General features: G+C 45.7%; 24 protein-coding genes and 1 riboswitch. Of the genes, 15 read left to right on the forward strand and 9 right to left on the reverse strand.

What is annotated here, in order from left to right; translation table 11 throughout:
• The first annotated feature begins 26 nt into the window (after positions 1 to 26).
• Complete coding sequence (locus QMA41_RS00520; RefSeq protein WP_281628543.1) at positions 27 to 1,121, forward strand: hypothetical protein; 1,095 nt, start codon at positions 27 to 29, stop codon at positions 1,119 to 1,121.
• Between the two features lie 172 nt (positions 1,122 to 1,293).
• Here QMA41_RS00520 and QMA41_RS00525 read toward each other — a convergent pair whose 3' ends face one another.
• Positions 1,294 to 2,190: a LysR family transcriptional regulator gene (locus QMA41_RS00525; RefSeq protein ID WP_006962604.1), complete on the reverse strand. Its 897-nt coding sequence runs from the start codon at positions 2,188 to 2,190 to the stop codon at positions 1,294 to 1,296.
• 155 nt (positions 2,191 to 2,345) lie between these two features.
• Between QMA41_RS00525 and QMA41_RS00530 the strand changes: the two genes are divergently transcribed.
• The 6 genes from QMA41_RS00530 to QMA41_RS00555 all read left to right on the forward strand — a co-directional run bounded on the left by QMA41_RS00530 (position 2,346) and on the right by QMA41_RS00555 (position 9,599).
• Positions 2,346 to 2,744 carry a RidA family protein gene (locus QMA41_RS00530; protein ID WP_064487605.1) on the forward strand — a complete coding sequence of 133 codons (399 nt, stop codon included), beginning with the start codon at positions 2,346 to 2,348 and terminating at the stop codon, positions 2,742 to 2,744.
• Positions 2,745 to 2,808: 64 nt separating this feature from the next.
• The gene (locus QMA41_RS00535) at positions 2,809 to 4,269 is read left to right on the forward strand and encodes an aldehyde dehydrogenase family protein (RefSeq protein WP_038162947.1); all 1,461 of its coding nucleotides are present in this window, start codon (positions 2,809 to 2,811) and stop codon (positions 4,267 to 4,269) included.
• 66 nt (positions 4,270 to 4,335) lie between these two features.
• Positions 4,336 to 5,325: a membrane dipeptidase gene (locus QMA41_RS00540; RefSeq protein ID WP_045984795.1), complete on the forward strand. Its 990-nt coding sequence runs from the start codon at positions 4,336 to 4,338 to the stop codon at positions 5,323 to 5,325.
• Positions 5,326 to 5,439: 114 nt separating this feature from the next.
• Complete coding sequence (locus QMA41_RS00545; RefSeq protein ID WP_281628544.1) at positions 5,440 to 7,041, forward strand: BCCT family transporter; 1,602 nt, start codon at positions 5,440 to 5,442, stop codon at positions 7,039 to 7,041.
• A gap of 93 nt (positions 7,042 to 7,134) precedes the next feature.
• Positions 7,135 to 8,871, forward strand: coding sequence for a hypothetical protein (locus QMA41_RS00550; RefSeq protein WP_281628545.1), 1,737 nt, complete (start codon positions 7,135 to 7,137; stop codon positions 8,869 to 8,871).
• Positions 8,868 to 9,599, forward strand: a complete 732-nt coding sequence (locus QMA41_RS00555) for a DUF3726 domain-containing protein (RefSeq protein ID WP_019275076.1) — start codon at positions 8,868 to 8,870, stop codon at positions 9,597 to 9,599. The genes QMA41_RS00550 and QMA41_RS00555 overlap by 4 nt, the downstream gene beginning before the upstream one ends.
• 42 nt (positions 9,600 to 9,641) lie before the next feature.
• On the opposite strand, the gene QMA41_RS00560 is transcribed toward QMA41_RS00555, so the two are convergent.
• The 3 genes from QMA41_RS00560 to QMA41_RS00570 form a co-directional block, all read right to left on the reverse strand.
• Entirely contained in the window at positions 9,642 to 10,952 is a 1,311-nt protein-coding gene (locus QMA41_RS00560) for a hypothetical protein (RefSeq protein WP_006962597.1), read from the reverse strand.
• Positions 10,953 to 11,124: 172 nt separating this feature from the next.
• Complete coding sequence (locus tag QMA41_RS00565) at positions 11,125 to 12,048, reverse strand: AEC family transporter (protein ID WP_281628546.1); 924 nt, start codon at positions 12,046 to 12,048, stop codon at positions 11,125 to 11,127.
• A gap of 79 nt (positions 12,049 to 12,127) precedes the next feature.
• A complete protein-coding gene (locus tag QMA41_RS00570; RefSeq protein WP_095572656.1) occupies positions 12,128 to 13,000 on the reverse strand; it encodes a LysR family transcriptional regulator in 873 nt (290 codons plus the stop codon).
• Positions 13,001 to 13,179: 179 nt separating this feature from the next.
• Here QMA41_RS00570 and QMA41_RS00575 point away from each other — a divergent pair, with 179 nt between their 5' ends.
• A complete protein-coding gene (locus QMA41_RS00575; RefSeq protein ID WP_281628547.1) occupies positions 13,180 to 13,737 on the forward strand; it encodes a thiamine phosphate synthase in 558 nt (185 codons plus the stop codon).
• A gap of 31 nt (positions 13,738 to 13,768) precedes the next feature.
• On the opposite strand, the gene QMA41_RS00580 is transcribed toward QMA41_RS00575, so the two are convergent.
• A complete protein-coding gene (locus QMA41_RS00580) occupies positions 13,769 to 15,253 on the reverse strand; it encodes a carboxypeptidase M32 (RefSeq protein ID WP_281628548.1) in 1,485 nt (494 codons plus the stop codon).
• Between the two features lie 266 nt (positions 15,254 to 15,519).
• Between QMA41_RS00580 and QMA41_RS00585 the strand changes: the two genes are divergently transcribed.
• Entirely contained in the window at positions 15,520 to 16,134 is a 615-nt protein-coding gene (locus tag QMA41_RS00585) for a LysE family translocator (RefSeq protein ID WP_281629149.1), read from the forward strand.
• 32 nt (positions 16,135 to 16,166) lie between these two features.
• Here QMA41_RS00585 and QMA41_RS00590 read toward each other — a convergent pair whose 3' ends face one another.
• Both QMA41_RS00590 and QMA41_RS00595 read right to left on the reverse strand, forming a co-directional pair.
• On the reverse strand, positions 16,167 to 17,540 hold the full coding sequence (locus tag QMA41_RS00590; protein WP_281628549.1) for a sodium:alanine symporter family protein: 1,374 nt from the start codon (positions 17,538 to 17,540) through the stop codon (positions 16,167 to 16,169).
• Positions 17,541 to 17,649: 109 nt separating this feature from the next.
• A riboswitch (glycine riboswitch) is annotated at positions 17,650 to 17,754 on the reverse strand.
• 283 nt (positions 17,755 to 18,037) lie between these two features.
• Positions 18,038 to 19,588 (reverse strand): carboxypeptidase-like regulatory domain-containing protein, encoded by a 1,551-nt coding sequence (locus QMA41_RS00595; RefSeq protein ID WP_281628550.1) that lies wholly within the window; start codon positions 19,586 to 19,588, stop codon positions 18,038 to 18,040.
• Positions 19,589 to 20,037: 449 nt separating this feature from the next.
• Between QMA41_RS00595 and QMA41_RS00600 the strand changes: the two genes are divergently transcribed.
• Complete coding sequence (locus tag QMA41_RS00600; protein ID WP_019274578.1) at positions 20,038 to 20,280, forward strand: hypothetical protein; 243 nt, start codon at positions 20,038 to 20,040, stop codon at positions 20,278 to 20,280.
• A 45-nt stretch (positions 20,281 to 20,325) separates the two neighbouring features.
• Here QMA41_RS00600 and QMA41_RS00605 read toward each other — a convergent pair whose 3' ends face one another.
• Complete coding sequence (locus QMA41_RS00605) at positions 20,326 to 20,664, reverse strand: 50S ribosome-binding protein YggL (protein WP_019274577.1); 339 nt, start codon at positions 20,662 to 20,664, stop codon at positions 20,326 to 20,328.
• Between the two features lie 284 nt (positions 20,665 to 20,948).
• Here QMA41_RS00605 and QMA41_RS00610 point away from each other — a divergent pair, with 284 nt between their 5' ends.
• From QMA41_RS00610 to QMA41_RS00625, 4 genes are all read left to right on the forward strand, one after another.
• Positions 20,949 to 21,107 (forward strand): hypothetical protein, encoded by a 159-nt coding sequence (locus QMA41_RS00610; protein ID WP_019274576.1) that lies wholly within the window; start codon positions 20,949 to 20,951, stop codon positions 21,105 to 21,107.
• Between the two features lie 18 nt (positions 21,108 to 21,125).
• The gene (locus tag QMA41_RS00615) at positions 21,126 to 21,863 is read left to right on the forward strand and encodes a chromosome partitioning protein ParA (protein ID WP_065741641.1); all 738 of its coding nucleotides are present in this window, start codon (positions 21,126 to 21,128) and stop codon (positions 21,861 to 21,863) included.
• Positions 21,864 to 22,003: 140 nt separating this feature from the next.
• Positions 22,004 to 23,782: a bifunctional diguanylate cyclase/phosphodiesterase gene (locus QMA41_RS00620; protein ID WP_019274575.1), complete on the forward strand. Its 1,779-nt coding sequence runs from the start codon at positions 22,004 to 22,006 to the stop codon at positions 23,780 to 23,782.
• Between the two features lie 50 nt (positions 23,783 to 23,832).
• Entirely contained in the window at positions 23,833 to 24,222 is a 390-nt protein-coding gene (locus tag QMA41_RS00625) for a ribosome recycling factor family protein (RefSeq protein WP_064487564.1), read from the forward strand.
• A gap of 1 nt (position 24,223) precedes the next feature.
• On the opposite strand, the gene QMA41_RS00630 is transcribed toward QMA41_RS00625, so the two are convergent.
• The gene (locus QMA41_RS00630) at positions 24,224 to 25,189 is read right to left on the reverse strand and encodes an integron integrase (protein ID WP_281628551.1); all 966 of its coding nucleotides are present in this window, start codon (positions 25,187 to 25,189) and stop codon (positions 24,224 to 24,226) included.
• 266 nt (positions 25,190 to 25,455) lie between these two features.
• Here QMA41_RS00630 and QMA41_RS00635 point away from each other — a divergent pair, with 266 nt between their 5' ends.
• Positions 25,456 to 25,974 carry a hypothetical protein gene (locus tag QMA41_RS00635; protein WP_281628552.1) on the forward strand — a complete coding sequence of 173 codons (519 nt, stop codon included), beginning with the start codon at positions 25,456 to 25,458 and terminating at the stop codon, positions 25,972 to 25,974.
• Positions 25,975 to 26,017: the final 43 nt, after the last annotated feature.

The following is a 26,017-nucleotide window of genomic DNA, read 5'->3' on the forward strand; positions in this document are numbered from 1 at the left end:
GGACAACAAACCTCATAAGGAAAATAATGAAACGTACTATATTGGCTTTATCCTTCCTGTTTGCTACAGCTGCGCAGGCCGACAATCAATGGTCTAAGTATTTGAGTCTTACCTATGGTGGGTTTTCTAACCTAGACTCTGATGGTTTTATGATGACAACTGGTGAAGGACGTGCACCTTTACCGAGTATGCAGCAAGATACGAACCACCGACGTCATCCCATCTATGACTTTACCTCAAAGATCGATGAAAATGGCGAGGTAAGTTGGCTAAAATCATTTGAGCAAAGCAGCTATTACCAAGGTATGGATATTGTCGAGTCTGGCGGAATATACTACCTAGCACTATCCTCGCATCACAACCTTGACTCTCAGTTACTTCTGATAAGTAAAGATGGGGTTGAGATTGACCGAGTCACTTCTGAGAACGCGGAATATCGTTCTTTAGAATCAGATGGTGCTGATGGTGTGATCATTACAGGTCAATATCCGAGCGAAGGAAATGGCTTTGTCGCGCATTATTCTGCTAGCGGGGAAATGCAAACTTGTACCATTGAGGTTGGTGAAGGTGTCACACTAAATAGTTCTGCTTATCAAGATGGTATCGCTATTTCTGTGGGCTATTCTGATTCAAGAGGCGTTATATATGCGACATCATTTTCTGCCGGCGAATGCTACTCAGAGCTGGTTTATGAGGAACCTGCTGCCTCTAATGGGTTTACGGATATCATTATCAGTCAATCACAGCTTTATGTAGCTCACGATTCCTTCGTTACAAAACTTGATGAAGACTACAACATGATTTGGTCGATAAACTATGAGGGAAATATCATTAATGGTTTATCGCAAGGGAGCCAAAACAACATTCTAGCTGCGGGTATGAAAAATGGGGACTCTTGGCTGCTAACCTTTGATACCGATGGGGTAATTGGTATAGATCAAACCTATGCTTATGATGAGTTTGATGATTACGCCAATAGTGTTCTAGAGCGCCCAAGTGGCGATGGTTATATGCTTACAGGCAAGTTTAGCGATAACTCCTTCTTCTTATCTGTTGATGAGAATGGCTATATCGAAGATCTTACACCAGAAGATATCACTCCAACTGGCGTGAGTCGTTAAACCTATGCTTTATTGATTCATATGGGTACGTGTAAAACGTACCCTTTTATTTGGGATACCTAACTATTGGTTTCTCTTATCAACGTAATTATCTAACTTTCCCAACGGTCTAGTATCAGTGTGTAACCTTGTCTAAAAGCAAATTTAAGAGATCAGAGATTGCTCATCTTGCTCACACCCGACTGTGATCGTCCTGATAGTTTAAGTACTCCACACATAAATCGTGAAACGCTTGTGCCTGCGGAGAAATAGTGCGGTCGCTGAGTGTGAAGATACCGATTTGTCTTTCCAATGGCGGGTCGATAAGTGGTATCCATACCAATCTGGTTTCATTGGTAGGGAAGGCCAATTTCGGCAGGGTTGTGACACCGATGCCCAGTTCTAATACGGAAAACAGCGAGGTAATGTTCTCTACCGAGTAGAGGGCTTGCTGACTTAGAGCTCGGGCAGGCGTCGGATCAAGCAAAGTGCAGGTCCCGTTACGAATAAATGGCTGCTTGAGCAATGTTTGCCACTCAATGCCTTCTCGGCTAGTCGCAATCGGATTATCACTCAAACACACCACACCAATCGGGTCCGATAATAAAGGTGTGAACGTCATGTTGTCATCATCGAGATGAGACGGGTTTCCCAGTGCTAAATCAACCTCGCCAGAGAGTAATCTCGCTTCGACCCCTGCGGCATTGTCATCGATCAAACTGACTTCTACGTTTGGGTGTTGCTCGCAGAATGCCCCTAAAACGCTCGGAATGAGTTTAGCGGCGACAGAGGGAACACTGGCAATTTTTACCCTTCCTTGCTGGCCAGCTGCAGCAGCTCGCAAATCATTGTCTAGCGCTGTGTAGATATTGAGAAACTGAACGATCTTCGGCAAGCAGATTTCACCAAATGGGGTTAACTTGGCTTTGTTACCCGCTTCGAATAATGCTTGTCCCAATATCTTTTCCAGCTCTTTTATTGATGTGGATAATGCGGCCTGAGAACGGTTGGCGCGATGTGATGCTGCGCGAAAACCGCCTTCTTCGACCACCATCACAAAATGCTTTAATTGTTGAAATTTGATGCTCAACTCGGACTCCTTACCATCCCTTTATTCACCATAGTCTCAGTAAGGTGATAAGTTTTTTTTATCGAATGTAAGAAATTTACCGTTCGATTTATCGTCTGTCAAAGTGCAAGATTTAACTGTTGCGAAACAATTTTGTTACAAAAGGTTGAAGGCACGTGAATACTCAAACTCAAAAACACCCAGTCAAAACATCACTGTTCGCCTCAAAGGCTCCTCTGGAATGGGCGATTGTTAATAATGGCACTCTCTATACCGCGCAAATCCCGATTGATGCCACTGGTGCTGTCGTGGAAGGGGGTATTGAAGCGCAAACCCGTCAGACATTTAACAACTTGGTGCACACCCTAGAATGCGCAGGCGAGTCACTGGACTCTGTTCTACAAGTGCTGATTTACGTGACTGACCGCGAATATCTCAAAACGGTTAATCAAGTTTACGCCGAGTACTTCAACGCGCCGTACCCAAATCGCGCTGCCATGGTCGTTGCTGGCCTGGCAAGAGAAGAGATGTTGGTGGAGTTTGTCGTTTACGCTTCTGCGAACCAAGCCCAGTAACCCCTTATTACGAATAACTGCCTGATGGCGAGTAAAGCCGTCAGCAAGAACAAAGGAAGCAATCATGACATCATTAAACAACGTTCAGGCCGAAAAATCGCTCTACATTGGCGGCGAATGGCAATCAGGCATCAATACCGTTGCCAACATTAACCCATCCGACATCAGCGAGAATCTGGGTGATTTTGCTCAGGCAAGTGAAGCTCAGGTTCAACAAGCTATTCAGGCGGCCAAGCAGGCTCAACCTGAGTGGGAAAAAACACCCATCGAGCGCAAGCAGGCGGTACTGCAAGCGATTGGTGATGAACTGATTGCCCGTTGCGATGAGCTAGGAAAGCTACTATCGAGTGAAGAAGGCAAGCCGTTTGCTGAAGGTCGCGGTGAAATCTACCGTGCAGGCCAGTTCTTCCAATATTTCGCTGCTGAAGTGTTGCGTCAGATTGGCGATAACGCTGCCTCCGTCCGTCCAGGGGTCTCTGTTGAAGTGACTCGCGAAGCCGTAGGCGTTATCGCCATTATTTCTCCTTGGAACTTCCCGACTGCAACCGCTGCTTGGAAGATAGCGCCAGCGCTGGCGTTTGGTAACAGCGTTGTTTGGAAACCTGCCAACTTGACGCCAGCCAGTGCCGTTGCACTGACTGAAATTATTCATCGCCAAGGGTTGCCAGCAGGCACATTTAACTTGGTATTGGGTAGCGGTTCTCAAGTTGGTAACACACTGATTAATTCAACAGACGTGAATGGTGTGAGCTTTACTGGCTCCGTCGATACAGGGCGCAAAGTGGCGGCGGCAACAGCACCAAACTTTGTTCGCTGCCAGCTTGAAATGGGCAGCAAAAACGCCCTAGTTGTTGCCGATGATGCAGACATTCAAATTGCAGTTGAAGCAACCATCGCGGGTTCATTCTCCGGTGCGGGTCAGAAGTGTACAGCCTCTTCACGTTTAGTGGTGATGGACGGGATCCATGACGCTTACGTAGAAGCGCTGATCAAACGCATGAGCGAACTTAAGGTAGGCCATGCGTTGGAAGAAGGCATCTTTATGGGCCCTGTCGTCGATGGCAATCAGCTAGAGGCAAACTTCGAGTGGATTGAAAAAGCGCGTCAAAGTGGTGCTGAACTTGCGTTTGGTGGCGAGCGTTTGAACCTCAAACACGATGGCTACTACATGTCGCCAACGTTATTCCTCAACACGCAAAACAGCTGGGAAGTGAATCAGGAAGAAGTGTTTGCGCCAATGGCGAGCGTGATTCGAGTTGCTGACTTGGATGAAGCGATTGCCGTCACCAACGATACTCGCTTTGGTCTGACTGGCGGGATTGTGACGCAAAGCCTGCGCACGAGTGCCATCTTCAAACAACAAGCGCAAACCGGCTGTGTGATGGTCAACCTACCAACCGCAGGGACAGACTACCACGTTCCATTTGGTGGCCGTAAAGAGTCTAGCTTTGGTCCTCGCGAGCAGGGTCAGTATGCCAAAGAGTTCTACACCGTAGTGAAAACGGCCTATCAACGTCCGTACTAAGTCTGCATTGGGCAGCCGCTGCGCTGCCCGACATAGAGCGGTTCTAAGAATTATTGAGGAATGGTTATGTACCAACAACGAATCATCATTGATGGACTTCAGTACTGCAACTGGGACAGAGAGTATTTCCAAACTCTCAAGGCCAGTGGAATCACCGCAGTACATGCGACCATTGTTTATCACGAAAATGCACGTGAAACCCTGAGCAGATTTGCTGAGTGGAATTTACGTTTTGAACAAAACTCCGATCTCATCATGCCCATCTACTCAATGGCCGATGTGGAAACCGCTAAGCGACAAGGCAAGGTCGGTATCTTCTTTGGTGCGCAAAACTGCTCGCCAATTGACGATGAAATTGGCCTGATTGAGGTGATGCGCCGCCAAGGTTTGCTGATTATGCAGCTGACCTACAACAACCAAAGTTTGCTTGCGACCGGGTGCTATGAGGCAAACGATACGGGCATTACTCGCTTTGGTAAGCAAGCCATCGCAGAAATGAACCGAGTGGGGATGATCATTGATATGTCCCACAGCGCGGAACGTTCGACGCTGGAAGCGATTGACCTTTCTTCCCGCCCGATTTGCATTAGCCATGCGAACCCGAGCTTTGCTCACGATGCGCTTCGTAACAAATCCAACACAGTGATTAAAGCGCTGACCGAGCGTGGTGGCTTGATTGGCTTCAGCCTCTACCCATTTCACTTGCCAAACGGCAGCCAATGTTCACTAGAAGACTTCTGCCAGATGGTGGCGAAAACGGCCGAGCTATTCGGTGTTGAACACCTTGGTATTGGCAGCGATCTATGCCTCAACCAACCACAACAAGTGTTGGAGTGGATGCGCAATGGGCGCTGGTCTAAGGCGATGGATTATGGCGAAGGCTCTGCAAGCAATTCGGGCTGGCCGGATGCGCTGCCGTGGTTTAGCGGAAGTAAAGGGATGGAGAACATCTACAACGGATTAATTCGTCATGGATTCAGTGAGTCCGAGGCGGGACAAATACTGGGTGATAACTGGTTTAACTTTCTGAAAGAAGGACTTGAGCCTATTTCATAAACCTTAACCCAAACATGGAGCAGCCCACCACAACAACTAAAACAAGGTGGGTCGTTGAATACACTCGTGTAGCTGGCCTGATGGCCACTACCGAAAAACTTCTGGAGTCAGCATATGTCTGATTTAACCAATAGCATGAAAGCTGCCGCAATGAACTTGGCATCTGACAAATCACAAGCTAAGCGCAATACGTCTGCCAATGAAAATTCGCCTGACAAGCTTGGGCTGAGCAATCCCGCTTTCTGGTATAGCGGTGGGTTCATCGCTCTGTTTGTTGCTTTAGCGCTCTATGATGGCGAACTGCTGTCTAATCTGGTCAATGCAGGATTTGGCTGGTCAGTGAAAGTGTTTGGTCCATACTGGCAGTTGCTACTGCTTCTCACCTTTCTTATTGGCCTTGGGCTCGCTGCAGGGCGAACAGGTAAGGTGATACTCGGTGGCACAACCAAACCCGAAATGGATACTTTCCGCTGGACTGCGATCATCTTCTGTACCTTACTCGCTGGTGGTGGTGTGTTCTGGGCTGCGGCAGAGCCAATCGCCCATTACGTTAGCCCACCACCACTCTACGGCCCACAAGATAACCCTCAACAGTTAGCCGTTAACTCACTGTCGCAATCCTTTATGCACTGGGGATTCCTTGCATGGGCCATTGTTGGCAGCCTGACAGCTATTGTGGTGATGCATCTTCATTACGATAAAGGTCTGCCGCTGAAACCTCGTATTCTTCTCTATCCGGTTCTTGGTGAACGTGCATTAAAAGGTCATACGGGTGCGATCATTGATGCGTGCTGCATCATCGCGGTTGCTGCAGGGACGATAGGTCCAATTGGCTTCTTAGGTCTACAGGTTAGCTACGCGTTAAACGCATTGTTTGATATTCCCGACGGCTTTACCACTCAGCTGATCATTATTCTGTTTGCCATCGCACTTTATACTTTGTCTGCACTGAGTGGTCTGAATCGTGGAATGCAGATGCTTAGCCGTTACAACGTAATTTTGGCTATCGCTCTGATGATCTACATTCTGCTATTTGGCCCAACGAATTTTATCTTTAACGGCTACATTCAGGGTGTGGGCAGCATGCTCGATAACTTCATCCCAATGGCGACCTATCGAGGGGATGAAGGCTGGCTTAGCTGGTGGACGGTCTTTTTCTGGGGCTGGTTCCTTGGCTATGGACCTATGATGGCGATCTTTATTGCGCGCATTTCTCGCGGTCGCAGTATCCGCCAGTTAATCTCGACCATTAGCATTGTGGCACCACTGGCGACTTGTTTCTGGTTCACCATTGTTGGTGGTACAGGTCTGGCATTTGAAATTGCCGAGCCGGGCAGTGTCAGTAAAGCCTTCGAAGGTTTCAACCTGCCAGGTGCACTATTGGCGGTCACTCAACAACTACCGTTACCTATGGTGGTGTCAGTGTTGTTCCTTATCCTGACGACGATCTTCATCGTTACAACCGGTGACTCCATGACGTACACCATCAGCGTGGTGATCAGTGGAGAAACCGAGCCTAATGCCATCGTTCGTACATTCTGGGGTGTCGCCATGGGTGTGACGGCGCTGATTCTGATTTCACTGGGTTCAGGCGGAATCTCCGCATTGCAGTCTTTTATCGTGATTACTGCGGTTCCGGTGTCATTGATACTGCTGCCATCACTTTGGAATGCGCCACAAATCGCAATCAAGATGGCGAAGGCGCAAGGGTACTAGTGACGACTTATTAACGACTAATAACGTGAACAGTGTGCGGAAATTGTCCGCACACTCCAACCATTCTTACAATAACAACAGGTGGTGAGCAAAATGGATGCACATCGTTCTACTTACACTGAAACATCGCTGCGCAATGCAGAGGTGGTCATGGCGCCAGAAAGGCTAGGAGCTATGCACCAAAATCGAATCAGTTTTGTACGCAGTCTGATTCGTAAAATGGCTAGACAACAATGGCAGGTGAGCCGTCATGATTGGCAACTTTGCCCGCGAGGGTTTGGCCATGTCATTTACCGACTTAACACCCCACACCATGTTTATCATCTCGTGGTGTTTTGTGATCAGATTGCAGACGAAGAGCGCAATGACAGAGTCATCGCGGAAAGGTGGGATGTCACATTTGCCTTGGTTTACGGTGATGTTGATGTGAGTTTGCTTGAACAGTTGCGTGCCAATGTTCCGCTTCAGGAAGCAGGGCGCAATCCAAACAATGTGCTGGTGTTGGCAAGAGCAAATAAAAGTGTAAGAGTGTTCGAACATATTGTCTCGGCGCTGGCTAAAGGCCTTCAACCACAAGGCGAAGAGCTGGCACAGGTGGGTTATATCCTCAGAACAACAGCCGTGTATGGCAACGGTAAGTTTGGGATTGCGGACTTCAAGCTACTGGAGAACAATCCGGACTTCAGTCTGTCCTTCAGTGCACAGATGTGTGCTGTGTACCTGCTACGTGAGTTCAGTCTCGATTGGGTGCATTACCTTGCACGTCAGCAAGGTGGCAATAATGCAGTTGAGCTAGACCGAGGGCTGCAACGCTATCTTGGCGTCGGCAATGCCACTGGGTTGGGTATGGCGCCTTATTTGATTAATCACCCATGTATCGTTGATCAATGGATGACGGCGCGCGAAAGTGCTTTAGCGCAGGTTCTAGCATGCCCATGCGATTCGGAGATGCTTGAACCTTTGAGTCAGCTATTGAATAAAGCCATCAAACATTTATATCAGGTAGTGACCATCAATCCGCATCAGGATACGTTGAATCAACAGGCGATTGCTGAGCTGACTCTGATTCATAAAGATCTGGCGAACATCACCTCACAGCAGCCCAACTGGCAGAGTGTGATGGAGGGTTTGACGACCTACAGTTTGGAAACTCAAGAGATTGTCACTTCTTGTTTGATTGAGCTTTACCCAGAACTGGTTAACCGTTTTGAAGAGCAAATGAACACCGACGAAACGTTGTCTGTTGCTACCGGCAAAAGCGTTGGTGATTTGCTTAATGTGTTAAACGATAAATATCGCTGGGCGATTGACGCCGATTACTCGCTGGCAGAAAACAACTATTGGTTCTGGTATCGCTCTCAGGATAAAGAAGAACCGAGACTTGGGGTTCGTGGGGAGGAATCCGGTGAAGACCGAGAGCTGCCGCTCGATATTGGTCGTCAGGTCAACCGCCTGTTTACCGCAGCCTCTCAGCAGCCGAGTGAGATGTCACTGGCTCAGTTTCTATTACAACACCCTCAATATCGCTCTGTGGCGCGTCGAGTCTGGACCTTGGGCCATCGCCAGATGGGCGATATTCAGATGAACGTGTTACGTAAAGATGCACTGCCTATGCACTTGCTGCGCTGTAAGCTGGCTTTCTTTGGTGCGACGAAATTTGATCCCCGCTCAGATCGCTGGGTACGGGTGACCTTTTTTCAAGGTGCGCCTTTGCTGGACGAAATCGGCTCAGAGCAGCACAACGATAATTGGATTTTCCCTTTGATGCCAACCGAAAGTGAGATCCAGAGTCGTCAGTCGAACAAGGTTCAAGGGGGTAACGCATTATGATCGTGTCACACAATGAGCTGGTTGCAGCAGTCAATAAAGCGTTCTTAGGCGCACGTCGTATGTGTGGTGAAGCGGATGTTATTGCCAATATGGTGGCCGATTTACAAATGGCGGGGCTGCATGGTGTTCGTCACTTTAATAATGCCAGTCGTTTTCTCGGTTTAGACTCTGACTGCGCGGTGTCGATTTCACAACGTTCTGATGAGAGCCTAGAGGTGGATTTGCACAATAGCAGTGTGGCTTGTCACTTACCTGCCTTGTTGGACTTTGCGCTGGAGAAAATGGCCCAGTCTAAAACCATTACTATTGAGCTTAAGCAGTGCCATAACCGTTGGCTGGCGTATAGCGAGTTAGTGAAGTTGGCAGCTAAAGGTATCGCGTGTCGTGCCCGCTGGACCAATGGCACCAGCCCTAAAAATGTATTGTACGTGTTAAATCGAGGCCAAGTTGCACCGGAACTGTATTTCTCAGAGGAGAGCCGTGGTTCAATAGAAAGTGAACACTCGATGACGATTGAATTAGCGGTAAGTGATTTTGATGTCAGTGCTAGTTCGCAAGGCTACAACGTGTATGTTGACGCTAAGGAGCTCGTCGATGCACAGCAGTCCTCATGGCGAGAGGGTATTTTCGTTGAAGACGAAGAATGGGAATTACTAAAGCAGACCGCGACTGTGTTTCTGGTCGAGAATAGCGAACGTTCAAGGCAGGGTGCCGGAGAGCTGGTCTAATACTGAAAAAGCCAAGGTTAAAACCTTGGCTTTTTCATTCAATCACACATCCAATGGTGGCATGCCATGTAAAGACGCAAGTTGTGAGAGTGAGAGATTGCTTTTCGCCAATGAACTGCGGGAGGCGACTGCTGGTTTTACCGCGGCGGGTTTCACTGCGAATTCGTGTCCATCCAGTATGCCTTTACCTTCCTTGAGTTCATTCAGTCGAGCATTAACCACGCCATCGGTGCTGGAGAAATCAATTTTGTAACTGCCGACGTACTCCTGAACGTATTTAGTCGAGAGTGATTTAAGCTTATCAATGTAAACTACGGCTTTATCATACTCGCCCTGAGAAACAGCATCTAACTTAGGCGTAAGCAATTGTGCAAACTTCATTGGGTGGCCGACAAAACCACTGCCCATAACGAGTGCGGCAACAATTGGAGTAGTCACCACCGCATTCTGAAACCACTCAGAAAACATCTTGTGATCACTGACCAAGCTGCCATTGGCGGTGCGATTGTGCCATTCTTTTTTGGCACGTTTGAGGACTTTGTCGAGTAGGGCGCGCTGAACAAAAAAGTCGACCAATTTGATAATACGTTCTAAAACAGCAACGATAAGGCTGATGATAGAACCAATACCGGCCGCAGTGGCTCCCGCGATCCCAGCGACGCTAAGCGCGACGCTTTTTATGCCACCCAGAGCGCCAGTAGCAGAGTGGCGAGCCAACGCTTTGGATATAATGCTAGGGTGGCCGCCCAGTAGCTCGACACCACGACCTTTATAGATTTGAGTAATGAGGTCTTTCGATTTCAGAACTGACTTTTTGACTGCTGAATAAAGAGAAGAAGCACTTCTTACATGCCCCCAACCAGGAATCAGATCCGCGAAATTACCGGCAAATTTACTGATCAGCCAGCTCCCAACCTCGGCTAGCCACTCCAGACCATGCAGTAAATCACCATAAACATGGCTGACTTTGTTGAGCAAGGTGCGGAAAAAATCAGACAAAAGGTCTTTGATACCATTCTTCATTGAAGTGGTGACTTCCGCGACTTTTGAAGCGGCTTTCGAAATCTTTTTCGCTGCTTTGCTATTTTTGAGCTTAGTCATGGTCTCAGTGTTGTTGAGTAGGCCCATGGCAGCATCTTTGAAGTCTGTGAAGGGTTCGGTGCCTACAACAAATGCACTAAAAAAGTGTGCATTCGAAATTTTGGCAACTTTAGTAATTTCTGTACTCGCTAACATGTACATGGCGCCCATGCGAGCATCCGCCATTTGTGCAACCTGAACACCGCGCGCAGTATTAGAAGTATTACCAAAGATTTTGTCTTTGATGAGACGTTTAAGTAGTTTGACTTGCATAGAAACCTCCACTTAACGATGTTGAACGCACCGGGTCATCTTTGAACAGACATAGCCGAGGCTTGGGGATGTATTAACTACATTACCGAAAATGAACTCGGTGATCTTCGACTTTTGGTTGAAACTTTCTCATTAGAGGTACGACCACTAAGTTTCAAGGAATAACCACTCTTTATCCATAAGTGCTGAGAATATAAAACGTTACAGGCAGTGTAAAGATGGCAAGAAAAGTCTGGTGAGCAATGATAGATGCCATAGCGAGGCTATTACCGCCGAGCTGTTTTGCAAGAATGTAAGCGGAAGGGGCGGTGGGAACTGCCATCATGATGGTAACAATCGCGAGTATCATGCCTTCAAGCCCAAGCGAAAGCGCGAACACAAAAGTCATTGCTGGTTTAATAAGCAACTGCATCACAGAAGCAACGACGACCATTTCTTTGAATGATTCATTGTGGTCTGTTTTCAGGGCCGCGCCAATGGCAAGCAGCGCTAACGGTAGTGCACATTTGCCTAACAAACCAAGGGTTACATTGATTTCATCGGATAGAGACAGCGGGCTTAGATTAACCGTTAATCCAATCACGCAACCAAGAATAAGGGGATTGCGCGATAGGCTAACAAATACCGATTTCCAGCTTTTCACTTCCTGACCATAAAAAGAAAACACCAAAAGACACAGCACGTTTACGGTGATGATGATTACTGACATCGATATAGCGGCTGCAACGATGCCAGACTCCCCAAACAAGTTGTAGACGATGGCCAACGCCACAAAACTATTAAAGCGCACGCCTCCTTGAAATATTGACGTAAAAGACGCTGAGTCAACAGAGCGCACATAGCGTTGCCAGACGATGAGTAAAACACTGCAGGTAAGAAGGACGACAACCAAGACGCTGGCAATGCTGAACCATGGCAGATCATCCAATGGCTTGTTGCCAAGCGAGTAGATTAATAAAGCAGGAGTGAGGAGAAAATAGGTCAACTTGGCCAATTCGTCCCAGAATGAATCGTTAAAACGCATTAAGCGACGAATCAAATAACCCAATAATATGATGAACATGACCTGCAGTAAGGCCGAGATAGCAACTGACATATTTTTCTCCTTTCTTCATTCAAGAGTACAAAGAAAGAAGGCGAAAAAATAATTATGGATTTTTAACAAAAACGTAAAATTAATTTATGGGTAACAACTCATCGAGCAAGACTTGAACTAGCTCTTTTCTGCTGTGATGTTCTCTCTGGTATAACCCCATATTGCGGTGCAGCCTTGGTACACCAAATGGAACGAGTTTGTATTCTTCTCTTAGCTTGTTCGCTCTGGCTTCTCCTAAAGCCATAACGGTAACTCCCAGTTTTTCCTGCACCATGATCAACGACGCTTGGAGGGAATCCAGTTCCATCACAGTATCTGTGATCAAATTCCTACGTTTGAGTTCGTTATCAATCATAGTGCCAGCCCAAGCTCGCGCGTCCAGCTTTATAAATGGGTGGTTTTTGAGTAAATCGCTATCGGAAGTTTCGGCTGTATCCTTATGAGCCACAACGTAAAAAGGTTCTTGCTCTATGGTCGTCCAGCTAAAACCAGTCGGTATCTTCCGTTGTGGTTCAGTAATTAAAACCGCGTCCAATTCTCCGGTCTCAACCCGCTCAGCCAAATCGACTGACATACCTCGAAATACTTTAATCGAGAGCTTGGGATATTGCCGACGAATTGAAGCTAGGGCAGGGCCAAGAGCGCCAACCTGAACGCTAAATACTGCCCCTACCAGTAGCTCGCCGCTGTAGAGGCCGTTTTGACCTAAACCGTCGCCGAGAGAATCATACATTGATAAAATTTGCTCCGCTCGTTGCATGACTTTTTCGCCATCACGAGTAAGAACCAAATTGCGACCGATCTTCTCAAACAGCTTGGTATCAAGTTCCGTTTCAAGTTGTTTCATTTGGGTACTGACCGCCGCCTGCGTTAAACCTATTTTGTCACCTGCTGCAGAAAAACTGCCGTGGGCAATAATCGCCCGCAAGGTTTTCAACGCTTTGATGGACATAAATAAAGTACTCCAAACTCTAACCCAAAACGACTTTGAGAATAACATAGCTGATTGAGATATTGTCTGAACTTGCGAGTAGGTTTATGTGGCTGACTCAGATGATAGTGAAACCAAAACGAACAAGTAGTAACATTTCGGCTGTTTCGCAAAATTTGTTGAAGAGAAAAGAGTCGCCAATGTTGTTACCTACAAAGTACGCCATTACCCGTAATGAGAAGAGTCTAGATGAGTTGGCGCAATTACTTGTTTTGCAAGGCGTTGACAGTTTGTGCCAGGTACGAGCCAAGTCATACAGTTTATCGTTTCTAAAGCAAGCAATTGGCCCCTCCGTGAAAGGGATTGTGTTGGTCAATTCTGCTTCCTATGACGGCACGGACGTAGCTCCTTTTCATGGCGTGCACCTTACCTCAAAAGACCTCTCAGATATGGCTTTGATTCAGTCAGTTCGTCACAGCGGCGCGCAATATCTGGCGGCATCGTGTCACAATGAGCAGGAGATTGAGCTGGCGAATAAAGCAGGGTGTGATTTCATTACTATTTCGCCAGTGGAAGCGACGAACTCTCATCCTGATGCCACTCCGATTGGTTGGCAGCGCTTTGCGGAGCTATCCAAATTGGCGAACATGCCAACCTTTGCCCTCGGTGGGCAAAGTACCCATAACGTAGAACATGCACAAAGCTACGGTGCGCACGGCGTTGCTGGGATTTCAGGCTTTTGGAAGGTTGAGAAATGAAAAAGGCTGGTGAATTCACCAGCCTTAGCGTTTAGCCTAAATAGCGATTCTTGAGGTGATCTTTAAAGAATTGCGCGTTGAGAGTGTCACCTGTTGCTTGCTTCACTAACTGATCTGTTGTGAGTAAGCTTCCCTTGCTCCAGATATTGTCTGATAGCCAGCTAAAGATTGGCGTTAAATCGCCAGCTTGAATGGCTGTATCAACATCAACTGTTTGCTTCATTGCTGCCATAAACTGCGCGGCATACATGGCCCCTAATGTGTAAGATGGGAAGTAGCCAAATGCGCCGTCGGTCCAGTGGATGTCTTGCATACAACCGTTCTTGAAGTTGTCTTTGGTCGACAATCCAAGGTAAGCCTGCATTTTTTCATTCCACAATTCAGGGACGTCAGTGTGTTTGATCTTACCGTTGATCAGGTCGCGCTCAATCTCGTAGCGTAAAATAACGTGAGCAGGGTAGGTAAGCTCGTCGGCATCAACACGAATGAAGTCTTTTTTCACGCGGGTGTATAGTTTGTGGAAGTTTTCCTGCGAGAATAGCGCTGGGTTATGGCCATCGAAATGCTTGGCGGCAAAACCTGCCAGATGAGCGATAAAGGCGTCGCTGCGCCCGACCTGCATTTCAAAAAATAGCGATTGTGACTCGTGAATACCCATAGAGCGAGCTTCACCAGAAGGTAATCCAGCAAGAGGTTTTGGTAGTCCTTGTTCATAACGAGCGTGACCCGTTTCGTGTACAATACCCATCAGCGATTGAACGAACTCGTTTTCGTCGTAGCGAGTCGTAATACGTACATCCGATGGTACACCGCCACAGAATGGGTGCACACTCTCATCCAGACGACCATGCTCAAAGTCGAACTGCAGTAGCTTCATCACTTCGAGGCCAAGTGCTTTCTGCTTGTCTGTCGCGAATTTACCTTCAGGTTGAATAAACTGCTCAGAAGACTGTTTTTCAATCACTTCATCGATAAGTTCTGGCAACCAGCTTTTCACATTGCTGAACAAGGCGTCTAGGGAAGCGGAGCTGGTGCCGGGCTCGTAGATATCCAACATGGCATCGTATGGAGTGAGTCCGTTTGCTTCTGCTCGGATTTGCGCTTCTTCCTGAGAAAGTTTCACTACCTCAGCCCAGTTCTTCTCGAACCCAACCCAGTCATTGTCACCACGTTGTGTTCGCCATGCATGTTCACACTTGGAACCTGCGAGGGACTTAGCTTGCACCAATTCTTCTGGGAGAAGGTTGGCTTGCTGCCACTGGCGTTTCAACTCACGAAGTGTCGCCTTGTCATCTGTGTTGAGTGCTTCACCTTCGGCTTCTGCAAACCAGTCTGCCAGTTGAGGTTGAGTATGAAGGCCGTGAATATGAACCGAGAGTTCCGCCATGGCTTCAGAGCGAGCTTGGTTACCGCCGCTAGGCATAACCGCTGCTTGGTCCCAACCACAAATAGAAGCAAGGTGGCTGAAATGAGATATTTTTTTAGAATGTGCTTTGAGTTTTTCGAATGCGCTCATGGGTCGCCTTCCGTGACTATTTAGGAGAAGGAAAGTGTATCAACCTCGCGTAGTCAGACCAAGCACTATCCGGTTGCATCCTTTGGATGGGGTCTCAGTTAAATCACACTATTTCTAGCATTTAGTGATTTAAATGTTATTGGTATGGCGAAAAAGAATTCCGCCTCGTTGTTTATTCACTGACGTTTTGATGATAGAAGAGGGTTATCAAATGACCTCGATGAATTCGAGAAGAGGCATAGAAAGGAGTAGATGTGATTAACAATATGGAAGCGTTTCTGATCGCCATTACCATTTTAACGCTAACACCGGGGCTAGACACTGCGCTGGTGCTACGCAATTCTTCCCGAGGTGGAATGAAAGATGGCGTTGCCACCAGTCTAGGTATTTGTTTAGGTCTGTTTGTCCACGCGACGTTTTCTGCAATTGGTATCTCCGCCATTTTGGCTCAGTCGGCAGAACTGTTTAATGCAGTAAAGATGGTTGGTGCTGCTTATCTGATTTGGCTTGGGGCAACGACTTTAAGAGAGGTTTGGAAAGGAGATATGGCTCTGTCGAATATGGAGTCTCATACGCACAACCTGGACATGAAACGCTCTCTTCGAGAAGGCTTTCTGTCAAATATTCTCAACCCGAAAACAGCAGTTTTCTATCTCGCGTTCTTGCCTCAGTTTATTAACCCCGAGGGTTCAGCATTTTTGCAGTCCAGTTTGATGGCAGCTATCCACTTTGTGATTGCCATGATTTGGCAGTGTGGCTTAGCGGGTACTTTGAACTCAGCGAAGAACCTACTTAAAAGCCCTAAGTTTATGCGCCGGATGGAAACAACAACGGGAGTGGTTCTCGTTGGCTTAGGTGTGAAACTTATGGTGGAAGAGTAAAAAACAGCGGCTTAAGCCGCTGTTTTTATTGGTTAGCTCTGCATCTGAGGTTGCTTTAAGTTGTCGACAGCGGCTGAGAAATACGCTTTTGTCTCTTCAATCACGACATGACGGAGCAAGATCAAACCGATCAGGTTAGGTACCGCCATCAAGCCGTTAACGATATCGGCGATAATCCAAATCATATCGAGGTGTAGGAAAGCACCTGATGCCACCAAAGCAAGGAAGATAACCTTGTATGGCAGAACGGCTTTGGTACCGAACAAGAATACGACACAGCGCTCACCATAGTAGTTCCAACCCAGAATGGTTGTGAAGGCGAAGAAGATCAAGCCAACAGAGACCAGAATAGGGCCAAGCGTTTCGGCATTCAGGCCAACAGCAAAAGCGTGAGTCGTCATCGCTGCACCAGCAAAGTCACTTTGCCATGCACCAGTCAGGATCAGTGCAAGACCTGTCATCGTACAAATGATGATGGTATCGAAGAAGGTACCTGTCATCGAAATCAGACCTTGTCTCACACACGAATCGGTTTTTGCAGCCGCTGCTGCCATGGGAGCACTGCCAAGACCCGATTCGTTAGAGAAAACACCACGAGCAATACCCGACTGGATGGCTAGCATGATGCTCGCACCAAGGAAGCCACCTGTTGCCGCCGTTTGTGTGAAAGCAGACACCAGAACCAGCTCGATAGCATTGAACAGTTGATCGCTATTGATGACAATCACGCTCAAACAAGCCAATACGTAGAACAGCGCCATCGTTGGAACGACTTTGCCAGCAACTTTAGCAATTGACTGAATACCACCCAGCGTGACAAACGCCACTAGTAGCGTCAGTACCACTGCGGATGCTTCTCGCGGCAAGCCAAAAGAGATCTGGCTAGCGTCTAGAATCGCGTTTACCTGAGGGAAAGTACCAATACCGAAGCAGGCAACACCCAAAGCGAAGAAGGCGAATAGCGATGCGAGCGTACGAGAACCCACCCCATATTGGAGGTAGTACATTGGTCCACCAACCATCTGGCCTTTGTCATCTACCTTGCGGTATTTAACGGCTAATAAGCATTCTGCATATTTGGTCGCCATTCCGAACAGCGCAGCAAGCCACATCCAGAACAGTGCACCCGGGCCACCAAGTTTTATTGCGGTTGCGACACCAACAATGTTGCCTGTACCAATGGTGGCAGAAAGCGCGGTACAAAGAGCGGCGAAGCTTGAAACATCACCTGGTTTTTTGGAATCATCTTTGCTGAAAACCATTTTCAGTGCAGTCGGTAAGTGTCGAAACTGAAGTAAGCCTAAGCGAAAAGTAAAGTAGACACCGGTTCCCACTAACAGGATAAGCAGTGGTGGACCCCAGACAAAGCTGTCGATAGTTTTAAGTAAAGATTGAAGGTTATCCATGATTTCCCCTTAATTGATAAAGCATTACTAAGGAGAAGAGTGAAAGGGTAGAGACGACGAGTCTCAACAAACGCTACAGGCAGAAAAGCGATCATAGCTAGGTTGTTCTTTTCACTCCTCTGTCCTTTTGCCTGAGAGTTTCACTACACACATTATTAGTATGGAGCTTGCTCCTTCGGCGACCGATTTAACGGTTCTCTCCAGAGGTTCCTCCAACTACAGTCCTCGCCGTTTTCACAGCACCTGAAAGATTTACTTCTTCGGTAGGTTATTTTGTCCAAATGTTAAAATTTGGTAAATAACCACTCTCCTGCAGTCTTCATTGGAACGATTGCTCGTAAAGTGAGCAAAAGTTGGTTGATAGCACTGGTTGCTACCAACGTGTGAACTCTATCATTATTTTTGTGTAATTCAATTAGTTTTTTGCATGAATAACAAAATGGGGGAAATGAGGATAATTAGAGCCTTTGAAAGCTTCAAAGGCTCTTAGTTAAAACTTATTCTTTGTTTTGAGTACGGATGCTAAAAATGGAATTTTCATCCACGAAATCATACTCAATTTGCGAAGGGGTAACGTCACACACTTCAGAGATAGGTGTTAAAGTGCTGCTCGTGCCATAGCGAAGATCAAATTGAATAAATCGACTAAAGACATTGTCTTGATCTCCTCTAGGAATTTCCTCTATGTACATTTCAGTATCGCGGCAGCTTCCTGAGATCGTAATGGTGGTCGAAAACATAATCGGTTCTGAAATCGTTAAGTCTTCGAGCGTGACATCTCGATATGTTCGATTGAGATCAATGGATTGACTATTGTAAGTCGCCCCAGCAAATTTTTCCGCGTAAAGGCTGCCACTCCAACCTCTTGGAACAGGTATGGTGTATGCGCCATTTGTGTCTGTTTTAGCGCTGGAGAAGTAGCCTCTTACATCTGCGTTTTGAACAGGAATACCATTCTGAGAATACACATATCCTTCAATATTCACTTTTGAAGTAGGGCGAGTAAATAGGTGTGAATTACTAATATCGCCAATCAATAGAGTGCCTGATTCAAACCCAAAACTGGATCCGTACCTGCTGCTCCCGTCTCCAGTCTGAAAGATGTTAGCTAACTGCCAGGACAACTCTTTACCTTTTTGGATATCGAAACGATAAACTTTCCCTAGTGCGTCATCACCAATCATGAAGGTGGTACGATCTAGCTCCACGTCATGACCGAAATACCCTGTTTCGGTATCGATATCCGCTTGCTTGATCGTTTGCTGAAGGCTCCAAGATTCGTAGGGATGACGTCTCATGAAGACATGCACGTACGACGTTGTGTAGCTGCTCACGACTAAAAAGTGTTTATTCACGTCAAAGGCGAAACCAAACTGACTGGATTGAGTTGGGGTCTTATCCGGCGACTCAATGACATCACCTAGGTGCCAGGTATTAAGATCTCTACTTCGGAATATGAAGATACGTTCTGCCGAAGATTCGCTGATGTACAACTCGTTCGCATAACGGCGAACAGTAAACCCTAAAGACCGATAAGTAGGGTCGGGGAAGCTATTGACGTCTAGCTTATCGACCAGTTGCCATTCACCAGAGTTTCTGAGGTATATGTAAATGCTTCTTTGCTTGGGATCGGAAATTGTGAGTAGCTGGTCATCAAGGTAAACAGACTCACCAAATTGAGAAAGTTGTGGATCAACGTCGTCCGGCAATTCGATTGTGCTAGATAACGTCCAGTTTGGTTTGAATGCGTTCTCGCGCTCGTACAGCCAAACTTTGTGCTCAGAGTTGGAACCGATAGCAATAAAGCGGTCGGTGTTGTAGACGTACTTATCGGTATATCCACTCCCGGTAACCGGAAGCTTTGGACCAAATTTCCAAACGCCAAAATCTTTAAAAATAACTTGGTTTCCGATGACGCCGACGTTACGCGAAAGTGACGTTGTTCCTGATACCTTGTCGATTTTTTGATAATCGGATAAATCAGGAAAATTGGGTGATGCATTTGTACCTAATGAAAGTAGGGCAGCGAGTAATGCTAAATATCGCATGGAGGTCTCTCCTCACTAATGAAGTAGTAATTCATGGTGGAATGAGACTTACAACAAGTTGACTACGAGCTAACTTAAGTTCTCGATGAACATCAGAGCAGGCGAAAAAATTGAATCTCGTCGCTCTGAAGAAGTCATACTACATATAAAACAATCATCATATCAATAGTGTTTTGAGTATTTATACTAAATGATATATGAATCATTTTAATTGCCTGAAATGATTCGGAGTTGACTGATTTGATTATGTTGAATTGAGTATGTAGAGGGTTTTGATCTTAACTTCTACAAAATGACTTTTATGTGTCATTATGACTTTGTTATTGTGGTGTCTTATTGACACTATTTTTGTTGGCTTTATTTCTAATGTATTGATTATATGAATTTTTTAAAGTTGGCAAGAAGAATGCAGTGTAGAGAGAAAAACAAAATAATCTAGTGAGGTCTCTATGTTTGCTCAACCAACTCGCACTACATTCAAAACACTTTTGACTGTTTCAAATATTGGACTGGTCGTCACTTTTCTCGCACTGGTGGTCAGCGTGCTGATTTCCTATCCATACGCTAACGCCTTCAGCCTGAATGCTCAAATCGCCGCGCATATCAGTACCATCGTAATAGCTGCATTTTTGAAAGTTAGTTACGTCACCCGATGCTTGGCGCAATACAATCTAGGTTTGGAAGTGAAATAGATATGACATAGTAATAGCGCCCTGAGTAGGGCGCTATTGCAAAGCTTAGAAGTAATTCGCGTCAACCAGCTCGCTCACCTGTACTGATTTCACATCAGCGCGCGCATCCAACCATTCTGCGACTTTTGCTTGCTGCTCTTCTGTTACGCTTTGGTATCTTTCTGAGTGACAAATAAAGCCTTCGAACAACTCAAGGCCACCGCCACCAAAGCTCAAGCCAAGCGCATCGATGTAATCAATGAACTCGTCAACAAACGCGTCGTAGCTATCAAAGTCAGTGATCGTTGTTTCACAGCTAACTTCGAATCCAAGCATCGCGAACTCACCCAAAAATAGCTTCTTCTGGATACGACGTTTCTTATTTTCTAACTTATATGGTTTCATTATTTTGCCTCAGACTTTCGAGTTAGCTCCTTATACCCCAAATTCCGTACAAGCCCAAATATAATTCTGTAATAGGTCCAAAATTTTAATGTTGTTTGGGAAAGGTCGCGTTTTGTTACGATTATTCGGCATGGAGGTGGAGGAAGCAGAGTTGGGAGTGTATATAATTAAATCAAATGAATATAAAACAAACCTAACTCTGACCCAATGCTCTTAAAAAATGGTATAAATGAACGAGTTAACAGACCATTGAGGTTCGCGCAGAGTCTGGCTAAGGAGATGGTATGACAAGATTGATTGCGATTGTTTTTTTGGTGGCATTAGCGTTTGTTCTGATCCGATATCGAACCAACGAAAAGCTGCAAAAATACGTCGTCGTTACTCTACTATCAGGCTTCTTCCTTTATACCGCCACGTTGGTGGTGACTGAACTCATGCGCTAAATCTGTAGGAGCAAAGAAGTGAACAACGAGTCTGAAATGGATAACAATGATGATGTGGTGGTTATCGAAGAAAGAGATAAACGCAGCTATTTATACATCATTATTGCTGGTGTCTTAGGGCTAGCGCTGGGTGGGTTAGTTGGTTCCGTCGTCACGGCTGATAAATGGCAAAGTGCCTACAATGGGCTGGAAGAAAAATATCAGTTACTTGTAGAAGACAAAAAACAGCTGGTTGTCGAAGTCGAAGATAAAGTGGCGAAAGTGGATGATGAAATTGCAGCTAAGTTGCAACAAGCAATTGAGGAGCAGCAGAAAGCGCACGAAGATGCATTGGCAGCCCTACGTTCAGAGGTTTCTGAGCTGGAAAAAGTCAATTTATCTCTTGAGGAACAACTGAATCAGCAGAAGCAGAAGATTGCTGAAGCGAACCGAGAGAATAATCAACTGAATCGACAAGCTGATATGCAAGCAACGATGTTTGAGCGGTCACGAGAGTTATTCCAACAAGAGCTCAAAGTTAAGCAAGAACTGGAAGCATTAGAAAAAGAACGTGAAGAGCTCGAACCTAAAGTCAAACAGCTGAAAAAAGATTGTGATTTGTACCTATCAGGTACGTCATGGGATGCAAAATCTGACTCATGTGATAAGCAAGATGAAGCGAATTCACGCTTAAGTCAAGTCAATCAGATGATCAGAGTGCATCAGATGGATCTCAAACAAATGAAGGCACTTACAGACGAATTAGGTTTGCAGTAACGCGGTATTTAGATTCATATGAAACCTCCCCTCGGGGAGGTTTTTTTATGCCAAAAGTAGGCAATTATTGGATTTGTTACTAATTTTAATGAATAGACGACTCATCTCAATATACGTGGTCAAGCAGTTAAGGAAGCGGCGTGCAGAAGAACAATGGTACAGAGTGGGTACAAATCATTGCGAACCTTGCCTTTCTTTGCGCGGTAGGGGTTGTTTCTTATGGACTGGTAAATCAGGACCATATCTGGTCTCGAATATTCTTCATTTTTCCCGTACTAATGACCTTGGCTTTGATTGCCAAGGACCTTACTTTACGCCATCTATTTGCATTCTCCGCTGTGGCTATGTTCATGATTGGTGGGTTGGTTCAGCCATTTGAAATTGACCCAGTGAGAGACAGCTTAATACTCATCCCTCTGTGCTACATCGTACTTTTCCCAGGAACCTTATGGCCAATTGCTGTCGGTGGAGCTTTAGTTAATGGTTATCTTTACCAGCTGACTGCGACAGATTTACAGGTATTTATAAAGGTGGCGACAGAAGTCAGTGTCATCACGGTGTTTGCGACCATCATGGCGTATTTTTACGTCAAAGTGCGTGAACAGGCCATGGCTTATAAACAAGAGAGTGTGACGGACTATCTGACCAAATTGCCAAATCTCCATGCTTTCTATTGCGATATCAAACAAGTGAACAAGGACAACGCTGAGTACTTTGGCTTACTTCACATAGGGCTGGATGGGTTCAAAAACGTTAATGATCGTTTGGGATATCGTCATGGTGACATATTACTTGTGGCGTTTGCCAACCATATCAATGAGCTAATTGGAGGCTATGGAAAACTCTATCGTCTAGGAGGCGATGAGTTTGTGTTAATCGCTGAGTCTCATGATGTAGAGTTAGTTTTAGATGAGACGATTGAAATCCTACTTCGACACAAAAAGACGCTTTTTAATGTAAACAGTACCTCCCACAGGCTCGGGTTTTGTATCGGTGTAGCATTCGCCAGAGACGCAGTCGATAATCTCGATGTGTGGGTTAAAAATGCCGATTTTGCTTTATTTAAAGCTCGCTCTGAAGGCGCTGGTTCTGTGTGTTGGTTTGATGATGAGTTGCTTGGTGAAACGATTAGGCAGCATCAAATTGAAACTGAAATTAAAAACGCGCTGGCTAAAAACCAGTTTTCCTTGTATTACCAACCTAAAGTGTCGGCGACGACTTCAGAAGTGGTGGGGGCAGAGGCGCTGGTCCGTTGGAAACATCCTCAGCTAGGTTCAATCACTCCTGCTGAATTTATTCCAGTGGCTGAGAAAACGGCTCAGATCGTTCCCCTTGGGCACTGGGTTTTACGAGAGGCGTGTAATCAGATCAAAGAGTGGCATGATGCTGGTGTTGATTTGTGCGTGTCCGTCAATGTCTCAAACGTGCAGTTCGATCACACTGACCTGTTTAAAGTGATTTGTGAAATTTTGCGTGAAGTTCGTTTACCTTCACATCTACTTCAGATCGAAATTACCGAATCTGCTTTGATGAGTGACCCAGATGCAGTGACCGATATTTGTGGGCAGTTGAGAGCATTGGGTATCTCTGTGGCGATTGATGATTTTGGGGTGGAGTATTCCTGTTTGCGTTACTTAAAACAGCTCCCCGTTGATGTACTTAAAATTGATAAGTGCTTTGTCGATGAATGCGCGATTCATGAAGCGGATCGAATGTTACTCAGAACTATCGTCCAGATGGGGCATAGCCTGAATATTAAGGTAATTGCAGAAGGTGTTGAAGACGAACAGCAGCTAGAGGTACTGCGTCAGGAAAACTGCGATGAGTATCAGGGCTACCTTTTCTCCCAGCCTCTTTCAGGTAAAGAGTTCTTTTCGCTCTTTAATGTCAGCTCTGACTCCAGTAAAGCCTCGGCATGAAGTGGATTGTCAGGTAGAGTATCTCGGTTGTTCGTTAACTGAGCCCTGCAATGCCGTCAGAAAACCTTGTTGTATCTCTCCCTTCGCTTATTCACAGAATTGGTGGTGACGCGAACAAGCAGTTGCGTATTGTCGCTAAACAGCACGATTGTGAGCTCAAGCGTGTTCGTCGTTCGAGAAACTGGCAACTGATTGGTCAACCCGAGGCGCTACTCGACCTGTTTAATAATCTATCTGAGCAATCTACAGAATTCGACTTTGTGCTAAGCAAGTTGAATGTACAAATCAGTCAAAGTGTTAAACCACGTGAATCCACTGAAGAGCGCCTTAAGCGCATACTGCTTGCCGACCCGACAATCACGCTCACCGAGTTGATGGAACGCACTGGTTGTTCACTCTCAGAAGCTCGTACCGCTAGATTTGAGTCTGAAATCTTATAACTTAGTTCAGGTTATCTAGAGGGCTGGTGGTTCCTGCATAGTGTTGACCGATAACATGGGTGTAGATCTGTGTCGTCTTTACGTCATTGTGACCCAGCAGTTCTTGAACACTGCGAATGTCTCTTCCTGCCTGCAATAGGTGTGTTGCAAAGCTATGACGAAACGTGTGGCAAGTTACCTTTTTATTGATGGTCGTTTTTGCGACGGCACGACTCAACGCTTTTCTAATCACACTGCTATGAAGGTGATGACGAGAAGGATGATCACTATTGTATTGACTATGCGAAATAGAAGGAGAGGGGAAAATAAACATCCAAGCGAGTTTACGAAATGCGTTCGGATATTTTTTATGGATTGCGTAGGGGAGTGAGGGGCCGATCCCGTGTTTGTTGTCGGCAATTTGAACTTGCTCGGCCTGTTCAATCAACAGTTTCAGGACATCGACACACTGTTTACTAAGTAATGTCTGCCTGTCCTTTTTTCCTTTTCCATCTCTAACTGTAATGGATAGATTACTCAAATCGATATCTTGAACTCTCAGCCTTAAACATTCTGAAATTCGTAATCCACTTCCATAAAGCAGCTCGACGATAAGCTTTTCCTTTCCGTTTAGATGAGAAAGAACCTGCTTGACTTCATTTGGTGTTATTACAACGGGTAACTGCCTTTGCTTGGTTGCGTGGCGAAAGCCCAATTCTCCCAGTTCAATTTTGAGGAAGGCTTGATAAAGGTAAACCAGAGCATTTAGCGCTACTTTTTGTGTATTGATTGCCACATTGCGAGAGTTGGCTAAATAGGACAGAAATTGAATGACTTCCTCTGATCCCATTTGCATAGGGTGACGTTTTTTGTGATAGAAAATATAAGACCGAATCCAGTACAGGTACGATTTTTCCGTTCGAATACTGTAACCACTTAGTCTCATGTGCTCACATACTTCTCTAAGAAAAGGACTTTTCTCAGGCATAACGCTTCATCATCTTTCTAGGCATTGTGTAGATGCGTTCATTTATAGCGTGTTTCCCGACAACAAAAGTATGACTTTAGGATTAATTATGTTGAGTTATCTAGGGTAACTTTTGAAAGGGAAGTTGATGCTTAACATAAAGCTCAATCTGCACGGAATGTTTCTGATTTCACTAAATTGCTAATTACCTTTGGTTAAGAAAGGAATCATTTTGTATAATTCCTTTTATTTTTCAGCTACTCAGCACCAATTCTAAGCAAATTATCATGCCTTTCTTTATTCTTATCGCGCTCCTTTTTGTTCTATTAACCCTCTTTGCCTTGTACTTCTATTTTGAAGCTAAACGGAAAAAGGAAGCCCAAGACGCGAAAAAAACACTGACCGTGCGTGTCGAAAAAATGAAAAGGCGATTCAAATCAGAAGCTCAGCAATGGGTGTTTTCTGGTGCCTTATCGAAGCAGGATGAGAGTACGATGATTCGATTGCCGAACTATTTTTTTGTTTTTCAGCCGATAACGCCTGAAAATGTAGAACATTACGAACAGTCATTAGAAAGCGTGTTATTGACGGTTAATGAAAAGGTGTTGCTTGTCCCTAATGATAGTGATGACGTCACTGCGCCTTGCGAGCCATTGTGTCAGTTTGTTCAGTCTCTACCATCTGCTGCTCAAGGTTACAATGCAAGTTTTTATCGTAATGATCTGCCTGTTCTCATTCAAAAGCTAAGAGATGCTGAGATTGAGCCATTAGATGAGCAGAGCCAAGAAGAGACAGAAGTTGCCTAAGAGCTTTTCATTCAAATGGAGAGCGCGTTATAGATTAAACCTG

It is taken from the genome of Vibrio sp. St2 (genome assembly GCF_947311885.1).
In the GTDB taxonomy this organism is placed as follows: Bacteria; Pseudomonadota; Gammaproteobacteria; order Enterobacterales; family Vibrionaceae; genus Vibrio; species Vibrio coralliilyticus.